This is a genomic window from Peribacillus sp. NPDC097895 (assembly GCF_050277555.1).
In the GTDB taxonomy this organism is placed as follows: Bacteria; Bacillota; Bacilli; order Bacillales; family DSM-1321; genus Peribacillus.
In genome coordinates, this window is the sequence record NZ_JBNNSH010000002.1 from 902,561 (window position 1) to 922,979 (window position 20,419).

18 protein-coding genes are annotated in these 20,419 nt (G+C 40.8%); 1 reads left to right on the plus strand and 17 read right to left on the minus strand.

The window, feature by feature from the left end; genetic code table 11:
* Positions 1-2: 2 nt before the first annotated feature.
* From ACQKMH_RS15715 to ACQKMH_RS15730, 4 genes are all read right to left on the minus strand, one after another.
* Positions 3-1,454 (minus strand): aldehyde dehydrogenase family protein, encoded by a 1,452-nt coding sequence (locus ACQKMH_RS15715; RefSeq protein ID WP_427588404.1) that lies wholly within the window; start codon positions 1,452-1,454, stop codon positions 3-5.
* Positions 1,447-2,529 carry an aromatic ring-hydroxylating oxygenase subunit alpha gene (locus ACQKMH_RS15720; RefSeq protein WP_427588405.1) on the minus strand — a complete coding sequence of 361 codons (1,083 nt, stop codon included), beginning with the start codon at positions 2,527-2,529 and terminating at the stop codon, positions 1,447-1,449. Before ACQKMH_RS15720 ends, ACQKMH_RS15715 begins: the two co-directional genes overlap by 8 nt.
* A gap of 90 nt (positions 2,530-2,619) precedes the next feature.
* Positions 2,620-2,868: a ferredoxin gene (locus ACQKMH_RS15725; protein WP_427588406.1), complete on the minus strand. Its 249-nt coding sequence runs from the start codon at positions 2,866-2,868 to the stop codon at positions 2,620-2,622.
* Between the two features lie 22 nt (positions 2,869-2,890).
* On the minus strand, positions 2,891-3,910 hold the full coding sequence (locus ACQKMH_RS15730; protein ID WP_427588407.1) for an NAD(P)/FAD-dependent oxidoreductase: 1,020 nt from the start codon (positions 3,908-3,910) through the stop codon (positions 2,891-2,893).
* A gap of 281 nt (positions 3,911-4,191) precedes the next feature.
* Here ACQKMH_RS15730 and ACQKMH_RS15735 point away from each other — a divergent pair, with 281 nt between their 5' ends.
* Positions 4,192-5,565 carry a sigma-54 interaction domain-containing protein gene (locus ACQKMH_RS15735; RefSeq protein WP_427588408.1) on the plus strand — a complete coding sequence of 458 codons (1,374 nt, stop codon included), beginning with the start codon at positions 4,192-4,194 and terminating at the stop codon, positions 5,563-5,565.
* A gap of 235 nt (positions 5,566-5,800) precedes the next feature.
* Here ACQKMH_RS15735 and ACQKMH_RS15740 read toward each other — a convergent pair whose 3' ends face one another.
* The 13 genes from ACQKMH_RS15740 to ACQKMH_RS15800 form a co-directional block, all read right to left on the minus strand.
* Positions 5,801-6,523, minus strand: coding sequence for an anti-sigma factor domain-containing protein (locus tag ACQKMH_RS15740; RefSeq protein WP_427588409.1), 723 nt, complete (start codon positions 6,521-6,523; stop codon positions 5,801-5,803).
* Positions 6,524-7,078 (minus strand): RNA polymerase sigma factor, encoded by a 555-nt coding sequence (locus tag ACQKMH_RS15745; RefSeq protein ID WP_427588410.1) that lies wholly within the window; start codon positions 7,076-7,078, stop codon positions 6,524-6,526. It lies immediately after the preceding gene.
* A gap of 75 nt (positions 7,079-7,153) precedes the next feature.
* Positions 7,154-7,624: a hypothetical protein gene (locus tag ACQKMH_RS15750; RefSeq protein WP_427588411.1), complete on the minus strand. Its 471-nt coding sequence runs from the start codon at positions 7,622-7,624 to the stop codon at positions 7,154-7,156.
* A gap of 21 nt (positions 7,625-7,645) precedes the next feature.
* Positions 7,646-8,353 (minus strand): extracellular solute-binding protein, encoded by a 708-nt coding sequence (locus tag ACQKMH_RS15755; RefSeq protein ID WP_427588531.1) that lies wholly within the window; start codon positions 8,351-8,353, stop codon positions 7,646-7,648.
* Positions 8,354-8,799: 446 nt separating this feature from the next.
* A complete protein-coding gene (locus tag ACQKMH_RS15760; RefSeq protein ID WP_427588412.1) occupies positions 8,800-9,906 on the minus strand; it encodes a GerAB/ArcD/ProY family transporter in 1,107 nt (368 codons plus the stop codon).
* Between the two features lie 108 nt (positions 9,907-10,014).
* On the minus strand, positions 10,015-11,115 hold the full coding sequence (locus tag ACQKMH_RS15765; protein ID WP_427588413.1) for a GerAB/ArcD/ProY family transporter: 1,101 nt from the start codon (positions 11,113-11,115) through the stop codon (positions 10,015-10,017).
* A 59-nt stretch (positions 11,116-11,174) separates the two neighbouring features.
* Positions 11,175-11,378: a hypothetical protein gene (locus ACQKMH_RS15770; protein WP_427588414.1), complete on the minus strand. Its 204-nt coding sequence runs from the start codon at positions 11,376-11,378 to the stop codon at positions 11,175-11,177.
* 14 nt (positions 11,379-11,392) lie between these two features.
* Positions 11,393-12,637 (minus strand): Ger(x)C family spore germination protein, encoded by a 1,245-nt coding sequence (locus ACQKMH_RS15775; RefSeq protein ID WP_427588415.1) that lies wholly within the window; start codon positions 12,635-12,637, stop codon positions 11,393-11,395.
* Positions 12,634-14,226 carry a spore germination protein gene (locus tag ACQKMH_RS15780; RefSeq protein ID WP_427588416.1) on the minus strand — a complete coding sequence of 531 codons (1,593 nt, stop codon included), beginning with the start codon at positions 14,224-14,226 and terminating at the stop codon, positions 12,634-12,636. Before ACQKMH_RS15780 ends, ACQKMH_RS15775 begins: the two co-directional genes overlap by 4 nt.
* Positions 14,227-14,663: 437 nt before the next feature.
* Entirely contained in the window at positions 14,664-16,079 is a 1,416-nt protein-coding gene (locus tag ACQKMH_RS15785; protein ID WP_427588417.1) for an aspartate ammonia-lyase, read from the minus strand.
* 118 nt (positions 16,080-16,197) lie between these two features.
* The gene (locus ACQKMH_RS15790; protein WP_427588418.1) at positions 16,198-17,313 is read right to left on the minus strand and encodes a Zn-dependent alcohol dehydrogenase; all 1,116 of its coding nucleotides are present in this window, start codon (positions 17,311-17,313) and stop codon (positions 16,198-16,200) included.
* A gap of 28 nt (positions 17,314-17,341) precedes the next feature.
* Positions 17,342-18,862 carry an aldehyde dehydrogenase family protein gene (locus ACQKMH_RS15795; protein ID WP_427588419.1) on the minus strand — a complete coding sequence of 507 codons (1,521 nt, stop codon included), beginning with the start codon at positions 18,860-18,862 and terminating at the stop codon, positions 17,342-17,344.
* Between the two features lie 4 nt (positions 18,863-18,866).
* Positions 18,867-20,219: a lyase family protein gene (locus ACQKMH_RS15800; RefSeq protein WP_427588532.1), complete on the minus strand. Its 1,353-nt coding sequence runs from the start codon at positions 20,217-20,219 to the stop codon at positions 18,867-18,869.
* Positions 20,220-20,419 lie beyond the last annotated feature (200 nt).

Consider the following 20,419-nt stretch of genomic DNA (forward strand, 5'->3'; position numbering starts at 1 on the left):
TTTCAGTCTTGGTTCCAAACGACCAATTTCATTTCGGTCATTTCTTCCACAGCGTATTTAATGCCTTCACGACCCGTCCCGCTTTCTTTGACTCCGCCGTATGGCATTTGATCGACACGATAGGTCGGCACATCATTGATGATCACACCACCTACATGCAATTCCCGTGATGCGTACAACGCGTTTTTCACATTGTTTGTGTATATCCCGGCCTGCAAGCCAAAGCGGGAATCATTCACTTGATCAATCGCTTCCTTCACTGAACCCACTTTATTTACAATGACAACCGGAGCAAATGCTTCCTGGCATGAAACTTTTAGCGTATGATCCGCATCTGTAATGATTGTCGGCTCAAGAATGTCACCTTGCAATTCCCCCCCTGCTGCGATCGTTGCCTTACTGCCTTTAGTTTCCTCAATCCAGCCCAATACACGTGCTGCTTCCCCTTTGGAGATTAAGGCGGAAATATAAGTATCCGGATCCAATGGATCGCCAATTCTAAGTTTTTTGGCCGCAGCAGTGAATTTTTCGACAAACTCTTCATACACTTCTTCATGTGCATATACACGTTGCAAAGAAATACAGACTTGCCCCTGATTGGAGAAGGCGCCCATGATGCAACGATCGATAATTTTATCGATATCTATATCTTTATCAATGATTAAAGCCGAGTTCGAGCCAAGTTCAAGTGTGGTCTTTTTCAGACCAGCTTTGTTGCGGATTCCGATTCCAACGCTTGGGCTGCCCGTGAAAGTGATCATGCTTACCCGATCGTTTTCTACAATCGCTTCTCCAACTGTGCCACCCGGACCTGTCACTACATTTAATACGCCAGCCGGCAGACCCGCTTTTTCAAAAATTTCTGCGATGAAAAGTGCGGACAGTGGAGTTTGCGAAGCAGGCTTCAAAACAATGGTGTTCCCTGCAGCTATTGCCGGTCCGACTTTATGAGCCACTAAATTCATCGGGAAGTTAAATGGGGTGATGGCACCAATGACCCCGATCGGCTCTCTTAACGTGTAACCAATTCGGCCAACACCGCCTATGGCTGCATCAAAAGGAATTGTTTCACCGTGAATCCTTTTAGCCTCTTCAGCCGAGAACTTATACGTTTCGATGGTCCTTCCAACTTCCGCTTTTGCGAACATGATCGGTTTGGCTGATTCACGGGAAATGATTTCTGCCGCTTCATCCGCATTCTCCATTAATAACGCGGCAGCCTTCTCCAATATATCCGCCCTTTGATAAGCTGGCATTTTTGCCATGACCTCGCGAGCATTGAAGGCGGCTGCAATCGCCTTTTCGGTCAGCTCTTTATCCGCCATGGCAATTTGGGCGATTTCTTCCCCAGAAAAAGGGGAATATAGCGGGGCATAGCTTTCCGTTTCGACTTTTTCTCCATTGATCATCAGAAATTGTTTCATCGATTTAAATTGATTCGCTAATTTACTCATTTAGGGCCTCCAATACCATTTCATGAAATTGAACAATTGCTTTTTCCGAAGAAGAATATCTACCTTTGTTAAAGGCACGGGAGCGGAAACCGATTTGTTCCAGCTCTACAAGTTCCACATCCTCTTGTCGGACTTGTTCGGCAAACGTAACAAGATCTTTCTCTTCCTGAGTCAAGTTCTCATCACGGAAATAATATGTGTAGACAGCCAAAGTCGTTTCGTGATCAATCGGAACCATTTGAATGGTTGCCATATTTCCGGGACCTGGATAGATGGTCAACATCAAGTTAGGCCACAGCCAGAAAAAGGACCCACCCTGCATTTCCGCTTGATTTAAATCGACCGTTCCGTAATTTTTATCCGGTTTAACGATCGAACCTTGCAGTGAATAGTTATCGCAGGTAATGATTTGGTAATCATCCATATCGAGCGCTGCAACAAAACTTGGATGTGCTACATGGCAATGGTCACATTCTAAATAGTTATCTATGAACGCTTTCCAGTTTGCCTTGATCACCCTCGTTTTTTGACTTGTTCTTTTTAACTCACTTAAAAACGGATATTTACTTAAACGGTCAAAGAAATCGCCGTAGGATTCGCTAAGCGGTTTTGCATTATCATCCAAGTTGACAAAAATTAAAGATTCCAAGATTTCCATGCGAACGGAGCGTAAACAGGCATCTTGTACACAGGCTTCATCTTCTCCTTTAAAATTCGGCGCTTTGTTCAATTTCCCATCCAATTTGAATGTCCAACCATGATAACTGCATTGTAAAATTTTCTTCTTGCCTGATTCACTTTTTTCAAGCTTAGTGGCACGATGCGGACAAACGTTATAAAAAGCGCGAATCACCTCATCCTGGCCGCGGTTCACTATGATCGGCTCGTTGGCTACTTCTGTCGTAAAGAATGATCCCACTTTTTCCAATTGGCTGACATGACCCACAAGCTGCCAAGATTTAGAGAATACTAGATCGATTTCCTTTTCGAGAACTTTCGGATCCGTGTATTTGTCATATGTCAATGTTCTTTCAAATGTACGATTTGTTACATTTTCCACCTTGTTATAAGTCATTATTCATTTCCCCCTAAAAAATGATTACTAGCATCCCTGCCATACTAGCTATTAAAATTTGATATTTTTTAATTGATCCGACCTTCCGCTTCAACCGGCTGACACTGGTATATTGGCGAAAGGTTCCGTCGCCAACTTAATCGAATCTGTCGGACAACCATCAAAAGCATCCTCCAAGTCCTCCTCCAGATCTTCGGATACTTCAGTTATTCCTGTGTTGGCATCCAGGATTGAAAAAGCGATTCCTTCATCGTCATAATCGAAAATTTCCGGTGCAGTCGCTCCACATGCCCCGCAAGCGATACATGTCTCCTGATCAACTATTGTGTATGTAGCCATGTGGTTTCCCCCTTTTACATTATTAAACGGACGTTGTGCTTTTCTCTTTTCCTCCCATTGTGCTCGTGCTGTGCAGCGGCTGAACTTTCGCACTTGGGTCGATATGAACTTTTGCATTACTCACTGCTGTTGGCGCTTCACCGAACCCGCTAGCAATCAGCTTCACCTTACCTTCGTACGTGCAAATATCTCCTGCTGCGTATATGCCTTTGATATTCGTTTCCATTTTAGAATTGACAACGATGGAATTGTTTTCAATTTCAAGACCCCAATCCTTTATTGGCCCTATTGATGATACGAATCCATAATTGACGAGAACTTCATCGACTTCCAATTCAAGCGTTTTTCCACTCTTCGCATCCGTCACAATCACTTTTTCTAACTTTTCATCTCCGATCAGACCGGCTGGGAGATAAGGAGTCAAGACCTCCACATTGGATTGTTTCAAACGCTCTACACTGTGTTCATGGGCACGAAATTTATCCCTGCGGTGAATGAGTGTCACTTTTTCCGCTATCGGTTCAAGCATTAGTGACCAGTCGACCGCTGAATCACCGCCACCGAACACAACCACTTTCTTATCAGCGAATTGATTCATATTCTGGACGAAATAATGAAGGTTGGCATTCTCAAATCTTTCTTCACCTTCAATTTTTAGTTTTCGAGGCTGGAATGCCCCGTTTCCAGCAGTTATGATTATCGCTTTCGTGTAATGTGTTTCTTCGGATGTCGTAATGGCAAACATCCCATCCGCAGTACGAACAATGGTCTCTACAGATTGATTAAGACAAATATCCGTTTTGAATTGACCCATTTGTTCCATTAATCGATCGATGAGCTCTTGGGCCTGGATTTTCGGGAAACCTGCAATATCATAAATGTATTTTTCAGGGTACAAAGCAGACAGCTGCCCTCCCAATTGAGGGAGACTTTCAATGATTTTCACTGAAGCTTGGCGCATCCCCGCATAAAAAGCGGTGAACAATCCAACCGGCCCTCCACCGATAATAGTGATGTCAGAGACTTTATACTTTTCTTCCAAACTCATTCCCCCCCTATATGTCTTCCGTGAGATAAGATAATTCCATTTACTAGAATTCTGCTATGCTCAGATGTCAATTCATGCATAGCCAATCGTAAATTTCACCAATTGATAATTTTATATAATGCAATCTGCATGCCAACCTCGGGAAATAGCCTTAATAGACAAAATATTTAGAATTAACTATGAAAACGCTATCATATCGAGTTATAATTAACTCGATATTTATGAAACCTTATTCAGAATTCACTCATTCCCTTTTAAAAAGAGAGGATTACATTATGAAAAGTACGGATTCAACTGAAAGTGTCGAGATGACGCTCCAAACTCTATTAAAAATTCTTGATCATTCCTCAGATGAGATTTTCGTCCTTGACGGCGAAAAGCGGATTCTTTACGTCAACAAGGCATGTGAGCGTCATTATGGGTTGAAACCTACTGATGTCATTGGCAAATATAATGAGGACTTATTTGAAAAAGGGTACTGGACGCCCTCCATCGTGCCTGAAGTATTTAAAAGGAAAAAGCCTTGCTACATTAAACAACAAACGTATATTGGGGCTGAATTGATGACATCAGCGATTCCAATTTTAAATGATGCGGGGGAAATTGAACTGGTCGTCACTACATCCACAGAAACACAAACGTATAAAATGTTAAAAGCAAATGAAGCAAGTGGCGAGTCAAAAATCACTCATGACGAAGATGAAACGGGGAGATTCATTACTAATAGCGGTAAAATCAACCGCATCCTCACTTTTTGTGAAAAAGTGGCGCCGACCGATTCGACTATTTTGATTCAGGGGGAATCTGGAACCGGAAAAGGAGTGCTTGCCCATTTCATCCACCGGATCAGTAAACGGAAAAGCAACCCTTTCCTGACAATCAACTGTGCTGCCATTCCGGAAGAGCTGCTCGAATCCGAATTATTCGGCTATTCAAAAGGTGCATTCACTGGTGCGAACAAAGCTGGAAAACTTGGATTGATTGAATCCGCAGATGGTGGCACTGTCTTTCTTGATGAAATTGGGGAAATACCGCTCGCTCTGCAGGCGAAGCTTCTCCAAGTAATCCAGGATAAACAATTCATACCCGTCGGCGGCAATGAAATGAAAAAAGTCGACATCCGCATCATCGCTGCAACAAACCAGAACTTGATCGAAATGGTTAATGATAAAAAATTCCGTGAAGATTTATTTTACCGTTTGAATGTGATTGATATTCAATTGCCTCCATTGCGAGAACGTAAAGAAGACATCATTCCCCTTACGTACAATTTTTTAAATAAGTTCAATGATAGATATCATGAAAATAAAGTCATTTCTGAAGAATGCTTGAACCTATTAATTCATTATTCATGGCCCGGCAATGTACGCCAGCTCGAAAACTTGATTGAAAGGTTGGTCTTAATAAGTGACTCCGTTATTTTAATGTCCGACTTGCCTGAAATGATAACCGAGAACGTTGAACAGGTCACACAGATTGATCTCCCCACTTCTCTCGATAAAGCACTGGATGAAACGAAACGGATATTGATCAGGAAATCTTACCAAACATATAAATCATCAAGGAAAGTCGCGAAGGACCTCTCTATCAGCCAAACGAAAGCCTCAGCATTGATCCGGGAGTACTGTGGGGACTTAATGAATAAATAGGCACAATGAACATGCCAATGTCTGTCTATCCTTAAACAAGTCCATTTGCCCCCAACCGAAACATGCTGGTCATTCGTTGCTAGTAATCGATAGTGAATGGTAAACACTTATATTCCAATTCATATGGCCATTGTAAATCGCGCCTTCTTCTTGTTTAAATCACTTAGCTATTAAATTCAGGTACGAACAGAACAGAAAATAAGAGACTTCCCCATTGCGGGCAAGTCTCTTATTTTTATGAAGATCCAACTATTTTCTCACCTCTCGGCTTTGTACTGTTTGAATCCGGTTCTCTTGTGATGCCAATTTGATTGAATTGATCATTAATTGACAGTTTGTATGTCAATGATCCTGTGCCGGCTTCATCAGGCTTGAAAGTTCCTGCATTTGTCCGTTTTCCATCTTTCAGCAACCACACCTGATACACCTCGGACTCTTGAAGGCTTGGCAAATTCTGAATCTGAACGACTAACCTTCTTTCTTCTCCTTGCTGCAAAATGTATGCAGCACCGTCCGTATTCATATTTACAGCGGTCTTGTGAGCAGGCTGCAATGATAGTGCCGTTTTAACCTCCATTGGGAGATTGATAGCTGCAAGTTCTTTTTTTAGTTGAATATTGGAATATAACAGCGCAACAGCCAAAACTAAAAAGGCTAGCAAGAGACCTGAAGTTACTGGTGTAAACTGCTTAAAGAAAAAACTGCTCCAATTCTTTTCCTTTCTCACCGGAACTTCATCATCAGGCTCAAAGACAAAATTCATAACCTCTGATTTCAGGGAAGAAGAAGGTTCCATTTCTTCGAAATCCCATTTCAATGAATTCCAGGCTTCCGTCATTTGTTCATACTCCCTAGTGCATTCAGGGCAGTGCATTAAGTGTTCTGCGAATGCCTTTTTTTCTTTTTCTCCCAGTTCATCCGATAAAAATGAAAGCAGGTCAGCGCACTCTGTATTCATTTACAAACCACCTACTTCCAAATACTTTTTCAACAATTTAAGCGACTGATGAAGTCTGCTCTTGATGGTACCAATCGGTTCATTTTCAATTTTGGCAATTTCCGTTAACGAATACCCTTTCCAATACAGTAAATCAATCAGCCTTTTTTGCGGTTTGCTTAACTTGCTTTTTGCATGGGCAATCTCACTGTATAATAGCCCATTTTCTATATCATTATTCGGATCTTCCATGTCGATTGGATGGTTCATGTCCATGTGTTTGTTATTCCGAATATGAACGCTGTCTTTACGGACATAATCCACACACACATTCCGTGTAACGGTCAATAGCCAGCTTATAAAGTGCCCCTTTTCCGGATTATAACTGCTCTTTGTGGTCCAGAGCTTTAAAAAGACCAACTGAACAATCTCTTTAGTTTTTTCGGCATTTCCATTTGTGAACTTAAAAATAAAGCCATAGATTAATTTAATATGACGGTCATAAAGTTCTTCCAGAGCAGGACGATGCTTTTTCATTACTAATGCCATCAATTCCTTATCAAGTTTTTCTTTCAATCGCACCTGCAACTCCTCACCAGTAAATTTGGAAAACGAATAACAGGAACGACCATCACTGATCGTCCCTTTTTCTTATTTTGGAAAAATCGTCTTATTATTCACAATATACCAAACATTTTTCACACCTTCACCATTGACGTCTCCGGTAGCCTTATCATTCGCAAAATAGTAGAGCGGAAATCCTTTGTACGTTACCTGCTCTTCCCTTGTATCTTCCCTTTTAATGGTTCCAAAATCTTTTTCCTCAAATCCTTCAGGAACAGCAAAATCCCTATCCATGAACGGCGGCCATTTTTCCAAACATTCATCCGCACAATTGCTTTTTCCAGATTTATCATTTTTGAAAAAATAAAGCGTCCTTCCTTTAGAATCAGCCAAGTATTCGCCTATTTTTTCACTTTCCAATAATTTTAGGGTTACTGCTTTTTCATCGGCAGTACCACTAACAGCTTGATCCTTTTCGGGTGAATCCTTCACTTCATTTCCACAAGCCGCCAAAACTAGTACCATCATAATAACCGAAAAAACCATCCACTTTTTCATATACTCTCACTCCTTGTCAATTTACTTCCAACCCCATTTTTGAAACACTTGATGGGATTCTTCCGTTTTTAGATAATCAATGAATTGTTTTGCCTTTTTCTTGTTTTCACTCTTACTTGTTATGCTTACCGGGGTTCCTCTATAGAGCTTGTCTTCTTCAGGGAGTTGAACCAGGTCGGTCACATCCGACAGACGGTAATGCCAGGATTCATAGGTAATCCAGGCGTCTAATTTAGAATTTGCCTTCCATAGATCGATAGCTTCTGCACTGGATTTCACTGAAATGTCAATATTCCTGCTAATTCCAGGAATCAACCCTTTTCTTCCCGCCAAATCTTCCCAAAGCCCCAGTTGCCCTGCTCCATTAACATCCACAATCTTTACACCCTTCTTCGTTAAATCCTCCAAAGACTGTATATTCTTTGGGTTTCCTTTTCTAACCAGAATTCCAGCTGCCCGCGAATACAATTCAGTACGGCTCTTTTCATTAATGATACCTGGATGATCATGCATAAAATCAGTTAGCATATACTCGGAACCTCCGTATATGATATCGGCATCCTGTTTGGCTTGATCAATCCATTTTTCTTCGGGTCCCGCTGTTACCTCAACTTTTATTCCCGTTTCTTTGGTAAATTCCTCGGCTACTTCCTTGATAGGTCCAAGAGGCCCACCTGGTCCATATACTTTTAAGACATCGTTGACAGCTTGTCCCTGTTTCGAATCCATTTCCGGTGAAAATCCTAACAAGATTGCCATCAATGATATCCACCCAACAAAAATGACCTTTTTCAAGTCTTTATTCTCTCCCTTCTAAAAAACCTTTGTACTATAGATAACGGGACAAACCCCAAAACGGTTTGAAAAAATTGTTAATTTTTTTAACATACTGCAAAATACATCTGATGATCTTAAGCTTTTCTCTTTTTTCTCAACAAAAAAAAACCATTCGAAAAAACGGAATGGTTGCAGACTGTAGACAAACTCGCTAATAATTGAGTTTGTCTACAGTTTTTTGAGGTGTATTAAAATTGAATGTTTCATTCACTCCAGGCACTCGCTTTCCGAGGGCCTGCGGGGTTTCCCTTGGACGCGCTTTTCTAAGCAGGAGTCTCGTACCTTCCGTTCTAATCTACTTTTTTAAGCCTCTTAAATCAAAGCAGTGGAAGAAGGGGTTAGCTTGAATTGCTTCCCATTCTCTGTCTTTTTCTTTTACCAATCACAGCAATCACCAACAATAACAGAGGAATCAACGTTTGCATCAAAACTGCATGAAAAGGAAAGGCGACGATATCATATCGACTGACAGCCATAGAGCTAGGATACGACCAAAAGCTGAATTCTACAATCAATATCCCTATCGGCCATACAACAGGACGATAGTCGGAAAGATTCAACCACTGTGCAGTACCCAAAGCAGCCGCATAATAAAACACAGAAATTTTGACAAACGCTCCTACTATCCATACCGCCATGATGGCGGACTCCAAATGTTCAAAAAAGTCGGCCAAACTGATGTACCGAGATACATTCATCATTGGATAAATCTTTGTGGATGTTGTTGATCCGAGTACAAAAAGAACCATAAGATTCACCACAATTAACGTCATCATCACGGCAAACACAGACATCATCCCGGATTTCATCCCTTTTTTCATATCGGTTAAAAAAGGGAGGAGAAAAATCATCAGAAAAAACTCACTGAACCATCCACCCGGTACAATCGAACCCTTGAGTGGAGGCATAATTCCATTCCCCAATATCGGGAATATATTCTTAAATTCAAGATCAGGGCCCAGTAGAACGATTAAAATGAGGATTGGAAAGATAAAAACAGGAACCAACAATTGGCCAGCTCTCCCCATCACCTCTATCCCTCCGCGTACGATAAAGGCACAGAGGATTACCATCGATGCCATGATCACGCTAATCGGGGTTTTGACCAGAAAAGAGTCGACAATAAATTCTCCGTAACTTCTTAGGATTTGCCCTGTGATCGGGATATAAAAAAACAAGAATAAAAAACCAAGAATTTTCCCCGGAATCCGACCAATGATCTGTTCACTGAATTGGATAACCGTTTGTTTCGGATAAAGTTTGTGCAGTTTATAAGTGATATACACCGTCGCATACCCGATGAGAGACGCCAAAATGGGGGAAAGCCATAAATCAGTTTTGGCATATTTGGCTGTGATGCTTGGAACACCGAGAACAGCCGTTGCCACAATCGTCGGATACATCAAGAACGCCATCTGTAGAGACGAAATTTTACCTTTCTCCATCATCATCCTCCTTTCTGTGATAGTATGTAAATTTGAAATCACGCAACCCACTGATAGATTTACTTTTCATGAACTCTTCAAACGGCTTTACAAAGATATTCAATCCATTCAGCTGGTTTCGGTTCCTTTATGATTTCTTTTCCTTATAACAGCAATCACCAACAATAACAGAGGAATAATCGTTTGCATCAAAATTCCTTGTAAAGGGAAGACGTTGGTATCATTACGACTGATTTCGACAGTACTGGGCAACGACCAAAAACTGAATATGACAATCAAAATCCCTATCGGCCATACAACAGGACGATAGTCGGAGAGATTCAGCCACTGCGCTGTACCTAAAACAGATGCATAATAAAATACGGAAATTTTCACAAACGCCCCTACTATCCATACCGCCATGACAGCGGACTCCACATGTTCAAAAAAGTCGGCCGAACTGATGTATCGAGATACATTCATCAAGGGATAATTCTTTGAGGCTGTTGTTGACCCGAGTATAAAAAGAACCAAAAGATTCACCACAATTAACGTTATCATCACGGCAAACACCGTCATCATCCCGGATTTCATCCCTTTTTTCATATCCGCCAAAAAAGGAAGAAGAAAAATGATCAGAAAAAACTCGCTGAACCATCCTCCCGGTACAATCGCTCCCTTGATTGGGGGCATTATACCATCCCCTAACACCGGGAATATATTCTTAAATTCGAGATCAGGGATCAGTAAGATGATTAAGATACAGATTGGAATAATAAAAATAGGTACAAACAATTCAGCAGCTCGCCCCAACACTTCTATTCCCCCGCGTACAATGAAAGCACACAAAAGCACCATCGATGCCATGATCACACTAATCGGGGTACGTACCAGAAAAGAGCCGACAACAAATTCTGCGTAGACTCTTACGATCAGCCCCGTGTTCTCGATATAAAAAAACAAGAGTAAGAAACCGAGAATTTTCCCCGGAATCCGCCCAATGATCTTTTCAGTGAATTGGATAACCGTTTGTTTTGGATAAAGTTTGTGCAGTTTATAAGCGATATACACTGTCAGAAACCCTATGAGCGCAGAAAAAATGGGGGAAAGCCATAAATCACTTTTGGCATATTTTGCTGTGATGCTTGGAACCCCGAGAATAGCTGTTGCCACAATCGTCGGATACAACATGAATGCCATCTGCAGAGATGAAATTTTTCCTTTCTCCATCATCGTTCCCCTTTCTGTGATAATATCGAAAATTGAAATCACGCAACCTACTGAAAGATTCACTTTTCCATATACTCTCCAAACGGCCTGAAAAGAGTTTGCATCCATTCAGTGGGTCCTGACATCTGTGGGAGATTGAACATGGACAGGACCAAGCCAATGAGGAGCAGTGTAAGAAATGCCACTTTATCTTTTTTAGGATTTTTTTTCATTTTCGGCCATTCATACAAAATGATTAGAAATACAATCACTGCTGTGCACAAAAAAGCCCCCCATCTCACTTGTCCTTCACCTCATTCTCAGACAAACCCGCCGGTTTGTTTATATAGCCCTGTCTTCGAATATGGGCCACAACATCAATTTCCACTTCCATTTCCGCGAATATCTCATCCCAATGGTTTTCGATTTGATTAAACTGTTTAGGATATTTCCTATAGAAATCTTTACCTAACCCTAAAATGTCCGCTTTCTTCTGCTGAGTATGCAGAAAAGCCATCTCGAGGCGTTTTTTTATATCTTTTTGATATGCTCGTTCTGCAGCTTTTAGAGATTTTGGACTTGAAAGGTCCAAATTCGTTCCATTTTGTATAACAGCACCTTCTGTATTTATCTTCACCAGCATCTTCCATTTGTTATTTCGAATTATCGGAATCTTCTTAATTTGAGCCGTTACTGGATTTAAAGAAATCTCCCCTTTCACACCTTTGGGTTGAAAGGTCACGGTGTATGATTCCACTTCATCTCTTAACCACAATAGCCCTCTTGTTTCTTTTTCCGTCATCGTCCCGGTCATCTTATCTTTTTTTAATACGGCTGTCCCGACAATGTAAGGAATTCCCTGCAACTTTTTTTGCCCTTTCGCTGGTGGTAGAATTTTAACGACCGGAAGTGCGGCAGCTTGAGGTTTACCCGTTAACATTTCATCTAAATCCTGTAGTGTGACCAGCATCCCAATATGTAAATCAGATAGTTCTCTAAGCACTTCCCCTGAATAGTTTTCTAGAGGTGGCAAAGATTCAAGGATGGGCTTCGCTTTCCCTTTGCTGACATACACATTTGCTTTCTCTCTTGGCTGCGGATGGCGCAGCAAAAAATCCAGCTGCTCTTGAATTCCTTCCTTCGCTAACTTTTCACCGAATACAAATACTTTACAATGTCCCCAAAATACTTTTCGCGGAAGCTTGCTTTGAAGCTTAGACAATGCATCTGAAATATTGGAGCCATTTTCATGTCTCACCAATGTCGTAACCCCACCCCCTTCTTGACTGGTCCCTCCTTGACCACCACCACTACTTATTGAACTTGGAATAAAGACTTGGACGGATAGTTCGATTTGATTATTACCCTTCTTATCGATGGCGGCAGCTGTGACAATCGCCAAATCAGTGATTTCTGTTCGATCCCAACAACCGCTTAGAAAAGGGGTTGTTCCACAAATACCGAGCCAAAGAAGGAAACATTTCATGAAATGACGGCTCTTTACTTTCACCAATTTCCTTGTTCGCCTCCAGCTATTATTCACTCCGTTTCACTCCCCCTTTTTGGATTTGGTCTCTGTTCCGGGGCTTGACGGTATATATTAGAATCCCCTGTGAGACGCGGGCGTGTATCCATCATCCACCAAGGAGCTCTCCACAGCACATCTTTCAGCTCTTTACCTTTTAACGGTGCCAGTGGCGCTAAATATGGAACGCCAAAGGAACGCAAGCTGCATAAGTGAATGACTATGGCGATGATCCCCATCATGATGCCAAGCAATCCTAAGGTACCGGCAAGCAGCATCATTGGAAAACGAAGCATCCGAAAAGTAATTCCGGCAATATAACGAGGCATCATAAAAGAAGCGATTCCCGTAATCGCAACCACAATGACCATTGGCGCTGAGACCAACCCCGCTTGTACGGAAGCTTGACCAATCACTAGCGCTCCAACAATGCTGACAGCAGAACCTACCTGCTTCGGCAATCGAACCCCTGCCTCTCTTAGTGCTTCAAACGTAATTTCCATAGCCAATGCCTCTACTACTGCAGGAAAAGGGACCGATTCCCGGGATGCTGCTATGCTTAACAGAAGTGCGGTTGGGACCGCCTCATGATGGAACGTCAAAATGGCAACATAAAGTGAAGGAAGCAGAAGAGATAATCCCATAAAAAAATAACGTAACCAACGGATAAAAGTGCCTGCCATAAAACGTTGAGCATAATCCTCTTGTGATTGAATCAAAGAAAAGAAGGATATTGGTGCAATTAAAGTAAAAGGGGTTCCTTCTACAAGAATGACAGCCCGTCCCTCCAGCAAACTAGCACAGGCTACATCAGGCCGTTCTGTCGACATGATCTGAGGGAATGGTGAAAACGGATTGTCCTCAATCATTTCCTCGATGTACTCGCTTTCTAAAATACCGTCTATTTTAATTCTTTCCAACCGAGTTGTAATCTCTTCAATCAGTGTTTTATCCACAAGTCCATCAATATAAGCAATTGAAACATTCGTCCTGGTAAGAGTTCCAATCTTCATCGATTGTATTTTAAGGGCAGGACTTTTAATAATTCGTCGCAATTGGGATGTATTTACCTCTAGGGATTCAATAAATCCCTCTCGTGACCCCCTAACTCCACCCTCTGCCACAGGTTCTTCAATCGCCCGCTTTTCCCATTTGGACAATCCTAAAGAAAATCCATCTCTTTCCCCTTCATATAGAAGGATCGGGTTTCCAGAGGAAATCGATTCAATGCAATCCACCAACTTATTCACTTTTACCACTTTAGGAACGGGCATTTTATGTTCAATAAACTCATTTAATGGTTGTGGTTCTTTTGATGACTCTTGCATGAGTGGAGATAGCACATATTGCTCTATCGCCTCGATGTCTGAAAGTCCCGCAATGTAAATAAGCATCGCCCGCGTCTTTCCGAATAGTAAGAACGAGCGGAACATGACATCCGAGCAATTATCATAAACAGAACGAAGTGTTTCTACATTTTGACTGAAGCTCACATCCAGTGCATCTGCAGGCTTAGAATCTTGGTAATCATTTTGTATCAAGGATTTTTTTTCTTTCGTTTTTCTTAACAATTTGCCCACATTACGAATCAAGCCGGTTACCCCCATTTTTTTGCAGGTCGCTCTAACTCCATTTTTCTATGTTTCTTCATTAAGGGTATTTTATACAGAAAGTCCTGAAACTCACATAACATAATTTTCATAATGAAAAGGATCACCAACTGAAAGTTAAAAAGGCACATGGGGGAAATCACTTTAAATGCCAAGGAACTGGGGATTAAATCAAAAAAGCAGTCTAATGGCTGCTCTCAGTTTGTAGACAAAAGGGGTTCCTTTTAAATTAATAAAACAAAGCTGATTGGAGCGGGTGTGCGAGACTCCTGCGGGAATACGCGTCCAAGGGAGACCCCGCAAGCGCGGAGGGCGGACCGTCCTCGGAAAGTGAGTGCCTGGAGTGGAAAACCAACGTTCGAAATCCCCCACTCAAAAGCTCCATTTTTTATTCGTCTTCATTTGGTCTTTCATGAACCGTGGTCATAGTCCAACTAATGAGGTCTTGAGTTTAATACTTGATTCATTTTTACAGGATCAGTTAAGTTTTCAGGATTAAGCAACTCAGCCGCTTCCGCTTCATTTAATAAACCCTTTTCTACTGCTACTTCTTTTACTGTTAGATTTTTTTCGTAGGCTTCCAAGGCTATATTATTGGCTGCTTGATATCCGAATCTAGAAGAAATAACGACAGACAAAGATAACGAATTCTCAGCGTTCTTCAAACAAACCGCCTTATTCGCTTCAATACCGTTTAGGCACTTTTCAGTAAACAGCGTAATACAATTTGTCAAAATTGAAAAAGAGTCAAAGATATTTTTCAAAATAATCGGTTCCCATATGTTCAAATCCAGTTCACCTCGATCTACAGCGAAAGTAATCGCCTGATCATTTCCATATACATCAAAACAAACCTGGATCATCATTTCGGGGATACATGGATTGATTTTTCCTGGCATAATGGACGAACCCGGCTGTACCGCCGGCAAATTGATTTCAGCAAATCCTGCCCTTGGCCCTGATGAAAGTAATCTTAAATCGCTGGCCATTTTCGATAATCCACTCGATAATCCTTTTAAGCAAGAAGATACTTTTAAATAAAAATCTGCATTTTGCAGTGCATCAAAGAAATTATCCTCTTTGATAACAGCTAAATGTGATACCTCTGGCAAATATTCATACATCTTCTCTGTGTAACCAGGAGCAGCTCCAATACCAGTGCCCACTGCCGTTGCACCAATTACGATAGACAAGCAATCTTTTTGTAGTTTCTTCATTTCTTCTAACTGTCTTTTGATAAAAGTATGATACCCGCTAAATTGTTGACCTAGAGTAATGGGTACAGCATCTTGAAGACAAGTTCTTGCCATTTTTACAACACTCGAAAATTCATTCGTTTTATTCGCCAATGAGCATTCAATTTTATTCAAACTGATTAATAAATCATCTAAATAGGAAAAGCAAGCCATCTTCATTGCGCTTGGAAGCACATCGTTCGTGGATTGAGACATGTTAACATGTTCATTCGGATGGATGAAATTATACCCTTTATGACCAGTCAGTAATTCATTTGCCCGGTTAGCAATGACTTCGTTGACGTTCATATTAATGGAGACTCCTCCACCAGCATGATAAATATCGACAGGAAATTGATTTTTCATTTCCCCATTTACTATTTCATCTACAGTTTTGCAAATTACGTCTTTCTTTTCTTGATCAAGTGCCCCAACACTGTGATTAGAAATCGCTGCCGCTTTTTTTATATAAGCCATACTTCTAATTAAGTGGGGATATGATTCAATCGTCCGACCAGAAATGGAGAAGTTTTGGCAGGCACGAACCGTTTGTATTCCATAATAAACATCCTCATCAATCTCCAATTCTCCCATTAAATCTTTTTCTACACGCATTTTTCAACATCCCTTCATTTTCTTTTAGAAAAAAAAGAAGGTTGTTTAAATTGACTCATGACAGCAATTTAAACACCCTTCACTTTTATGGAATTAATTAAGGAATTACGTATTAAAATTAATCGTTAAACTCGATCACCGCTCTTCCCACATTGACACAGCTGCAGTCATGGAAAGAGTCAAAAGCTTGATTGATATTATCTAATTCAATACGATCTAACACAAGCTCATCCAATTTAAATTTCCCATCCAAATACATTTGTGCAATCATCGGGAAATCACGGAATGGCTGAGTATCTCCATAAAAACTTCCTTTTAATATCTTCCCGACTCTATGAAAACCTCCCGCTGGAAGATTCAAAGTTTTTTCAGGATTAAATGCGCCAACGACAACGACAGTACCGCCTTTTCTCGTACTCTTCCAAGCACTTTCGGTCGCAGCAGTATGCCCCGAACAATCAATGGCAAAATGAACACCTAAACCTTTTGTCAGTTCTTTTAGCGCTGCTTCTACATCCACTTCAGCTGAATTGATCGTATGCGTAGCACCAAACTGTTTAGCAATTTCCAGATTGGCAGGTTTTACATCACAGGCTATAATCTTAGAAGCACCAGCTATATGAGCTCCTTGAATTGCATTTACCCCTACTCCGCCAATACCGAAGATGGCGACTGTAGAACCTGGTGTTACACGGGCTGCATTCACAGCGGCTCCATAACCTGTCGCCACTCCGCATCCGATTAAGGAGGCTTGTGCCAAAGGCATTTCATCTGGCAACTTTACACATGCCATTTCGGGAACAACGGCATATTCTGCAAACGTTGACAATAAGGAATTGTGATATACTTTCTTACCATCTTTACTAAGCCTTGAAGTACCGTCAAGCAGCGTTCCTTCGAACATTGGGCCAAATGCCGCCTCACATAAATGCACATCTCCGGTTACACAAAACTCACATTTTCCGCAATATGGAACCCAGCTCAAGGCTACTTTATCACCTGCTTTGACACTTGTTACATTAAAGCCAACCGCTTCAACAATACCTGAACCTTCATGCCCAAGTATGGTCGGTGTTGGGGTCGTTTGATCATTTAGAGCATTTAAATCACTATGGCAAACCCCTGTTGCTTTTATTTTCACCAGAACTTCATTCGCTTTTGGTTCACTTAGATCTACTTGTTGAATCGATAATGGTTTGCCCACTTCAGTCATGATAGCTGCTTTAATTTTCATTGTCGTATCCCTCTTTTATGTGTATTTTTTAATATGCGAACCAAATAGCTTTTGTTTTTGTAAATGCTTGTAATGAATGAATGGCATATTCTTTGCCCCATCCACTTTGCTTCAATCCGCCAAATGGACTTGCAAAGTCATAGCATCCATATTTATTAACAAACACCATACCCGCTTCAAGCTGATTAGCTACACGATGCGCACGGGAAGCATCACCTGTCCAGAGTCCTGCACCAAGACCATAAATCGTATCATTTGCTTTCTTGACAACTTCTTCTTCTGTTTCAAATGGGATGATGCAAAGGACTGGTCCAAAAATCTCTTCCTGTGCAATTTTCATTTTATTATCAACATCAGCGAAAATGGTTGGTTTGATAAAATAACCCTTCGCATTTGACCCGGTTGTATCACGTTCTCCTCCAGCTACAATTCGTGCGCCTTGCTCCTTGCCGCTTTCAATGTAATTTAATATGGACTCCATATGCTGTTCGGAAACTTGTGCACCTTGATCACTTGCTGGGTCGAAAGGATCGCCACACTTATAATTTTTAGCGTATTCGGCAATTTTCCCCACAACTTCATCATAGATTTCACGTTGGGCAAATAACCGGGTTGGTGCTGAACATTTCTCCCCTTTATGTGTAAATAGCCCATAAAAAGAACGCTCGATCGCTGCATCCAAATCTTGAAAATCACTAAAAATGATGTTTGGTGACTTACCGCCAAGTTCTAATGTCACTGGTTTTAAATTGCTATCCGCTGAGTCGTGGATTAACTTTTTCCCGATATTTGTGCTGCCGGTGAATGAAAGTTTATCAATATCCATATGACGGCTAATATATGAACCAACCTCACCATCACCAAGGACTAGATTAATAACTCCTTTTGGCAATACGCCTGCTTCATCAATAATCTCAAACAAGCGAATAGCAGAATAAGAGGTTTTATCGGCTGGTTTTAAAATAACCGTATTACCCATCGATAAGGCCGGTGATAGTTTTAAGACAGCCATTTGAATTGGAAAGTTAAATGGTACAATTTGTCCGCATACACCGATTGGATCTCTCGTAGTTACGCTTAGGAAATTACCTTCTACTGGATTATTTTCACCATAATACTTATCAGTCCATCCTGCATAATATTCAAATAAATCTGCTGCTTCTTGCACATCATCGTTATAAGCTTCTGTATATAATTTTCCGTTATCAAGTGCTTCCAGTGTTGCAAGCTCTGCATGGTGCTCATGAATAAGCTTTGAGATTTTCAGTAATGCCCTTCCTCTTTCCTTACGGCTCATTTCTTTCCATGAACCTTGTTCTAACGCTGTTTTAGCTGCTTGTATAGCTGTATCTACATCCTGTACTTCTGCTTGTTGAAAATCACCTAAAATTTCTCCATTAGCCGGGTTGATCGATTCAATCACTTTATTGCCTGAACTATCCATCCATTTTCCATTGATATAAAGTTTTTTCGTTGTTTTAAGCCACTCATATGCCCACTCTAGTTTTGGCTGTTCAATTCCTTCAAACTGTTTGTTTTCTCGTATCATGTGTCTAGACCTCCATTTTTTTTAGTAAGTTTTTTATAGATTCCCGATCATGCTCTACCATTAATTTAGAAACTGCCGAATAACCCAATCTCTCCTTCAATTCCGTGATGACTGGTATAAATGTATTTGAAAGCTCTGTACACCTTTCTTCATTGGATGCTATGTCCTTAAGGCATTGCTCCGTAAAGGAATGAGCAGAGTTCGTCAGCATTTGTAACCCATTCAATATATTGGCACCGGCCATTCCTTCAAAAACATTTAAATCAAGCTCACCATGTTCCAATGCTGCTTGAACGACACGGTCGCACCCTAGGACTTGAAAACAGCTTTGAATCATCGTTTCAGGGATGACTGGATTCACTTTTCCTGGAAAAAAGGAAGAACCAGCCTGAACAGATGGCAAGGTAATTTCTGAAAATCCCGCTTCCGGGCCGGATGAAAGTAATCTTAAATCTTTCGCAACTTTAATTAGAGATGTTGCTAATAAACTTAATTGTTTCGACATGTGAGCCAAGTCATCGATGTTTTGCGCTGCATCAAATAGATTGTCACGCAGTTTTACATTCATATTTGTGACTTCATGCAATTTCCGGATTACCACTTCTTTATATTTCCCCGACGCCCCTACACCATTTCCAATAACCGTCGCTCCAAGGTTAACAGTGAGTAATGATAGAACGGATTCTTTCAAAGAATGGTGACGTCTTTTGAGGACAGATGCAAAACCACTGAAAACCTCGCCCAGCTGAACACGCATCGCATCCTGTAGACAAGTTCGTGAAATGGTGGTAACCCCCATAAACTCTTTTGATTTTTTATCCATCGTATCGTGCATTTTTATTAATTCTTGATCCAACCGTTCAAATCCGCGTACGATTGCCAGCCGGATAGATGTATGACATACATCAGATGTAGACTGGGAAGCGTTTACATGTTCTATAGGGTGAACTGGCGAATATATACCTAAAGATCCTTCTAAAGATTGATTTGCTAGATTAGCTAATACTTCATTAACATTCATATTCGTACCAATCCCACCTCCTCCATGCAAAATATCTACAATAAAGTGGTCATGATAACTCCCTTGAATTAATTGATTACAAGCATTTACAATTGCGCTTCCAATAGATGGAGCTAAAATGCCAGCCTCCAGATTAGCTAATGTTGCCGCTTTCTTTACCATGGCTAGTGACACAATATATTCAGGATAATTCTTTAATAATTGACCCGAGAAAGACAGGTTCTTTACTGTTCTCATTGTTTGGATGCCGTATAAAGCATTTTTAGGAATATCTACCTTGCCGAAGTTATCTCTTTCTGTCCGTTTTTCAAACTTGTCACTCTGACTGATTGAAATCCCTCCTACAAAACTTCTTTTATTCTATAAGCGATGTCATCGATGTAGCCTCTATTCTACAAGATGGTTATAATCACTTCTTTGTTCATATAACGAACATAAAGTTCATATCAAGAACTTATAGCTATTATATGACCAGGTAATTTATCAGTCAATGACAATTAATGAATTTTTCTAAATATTTTTGATTAGGGTGAATT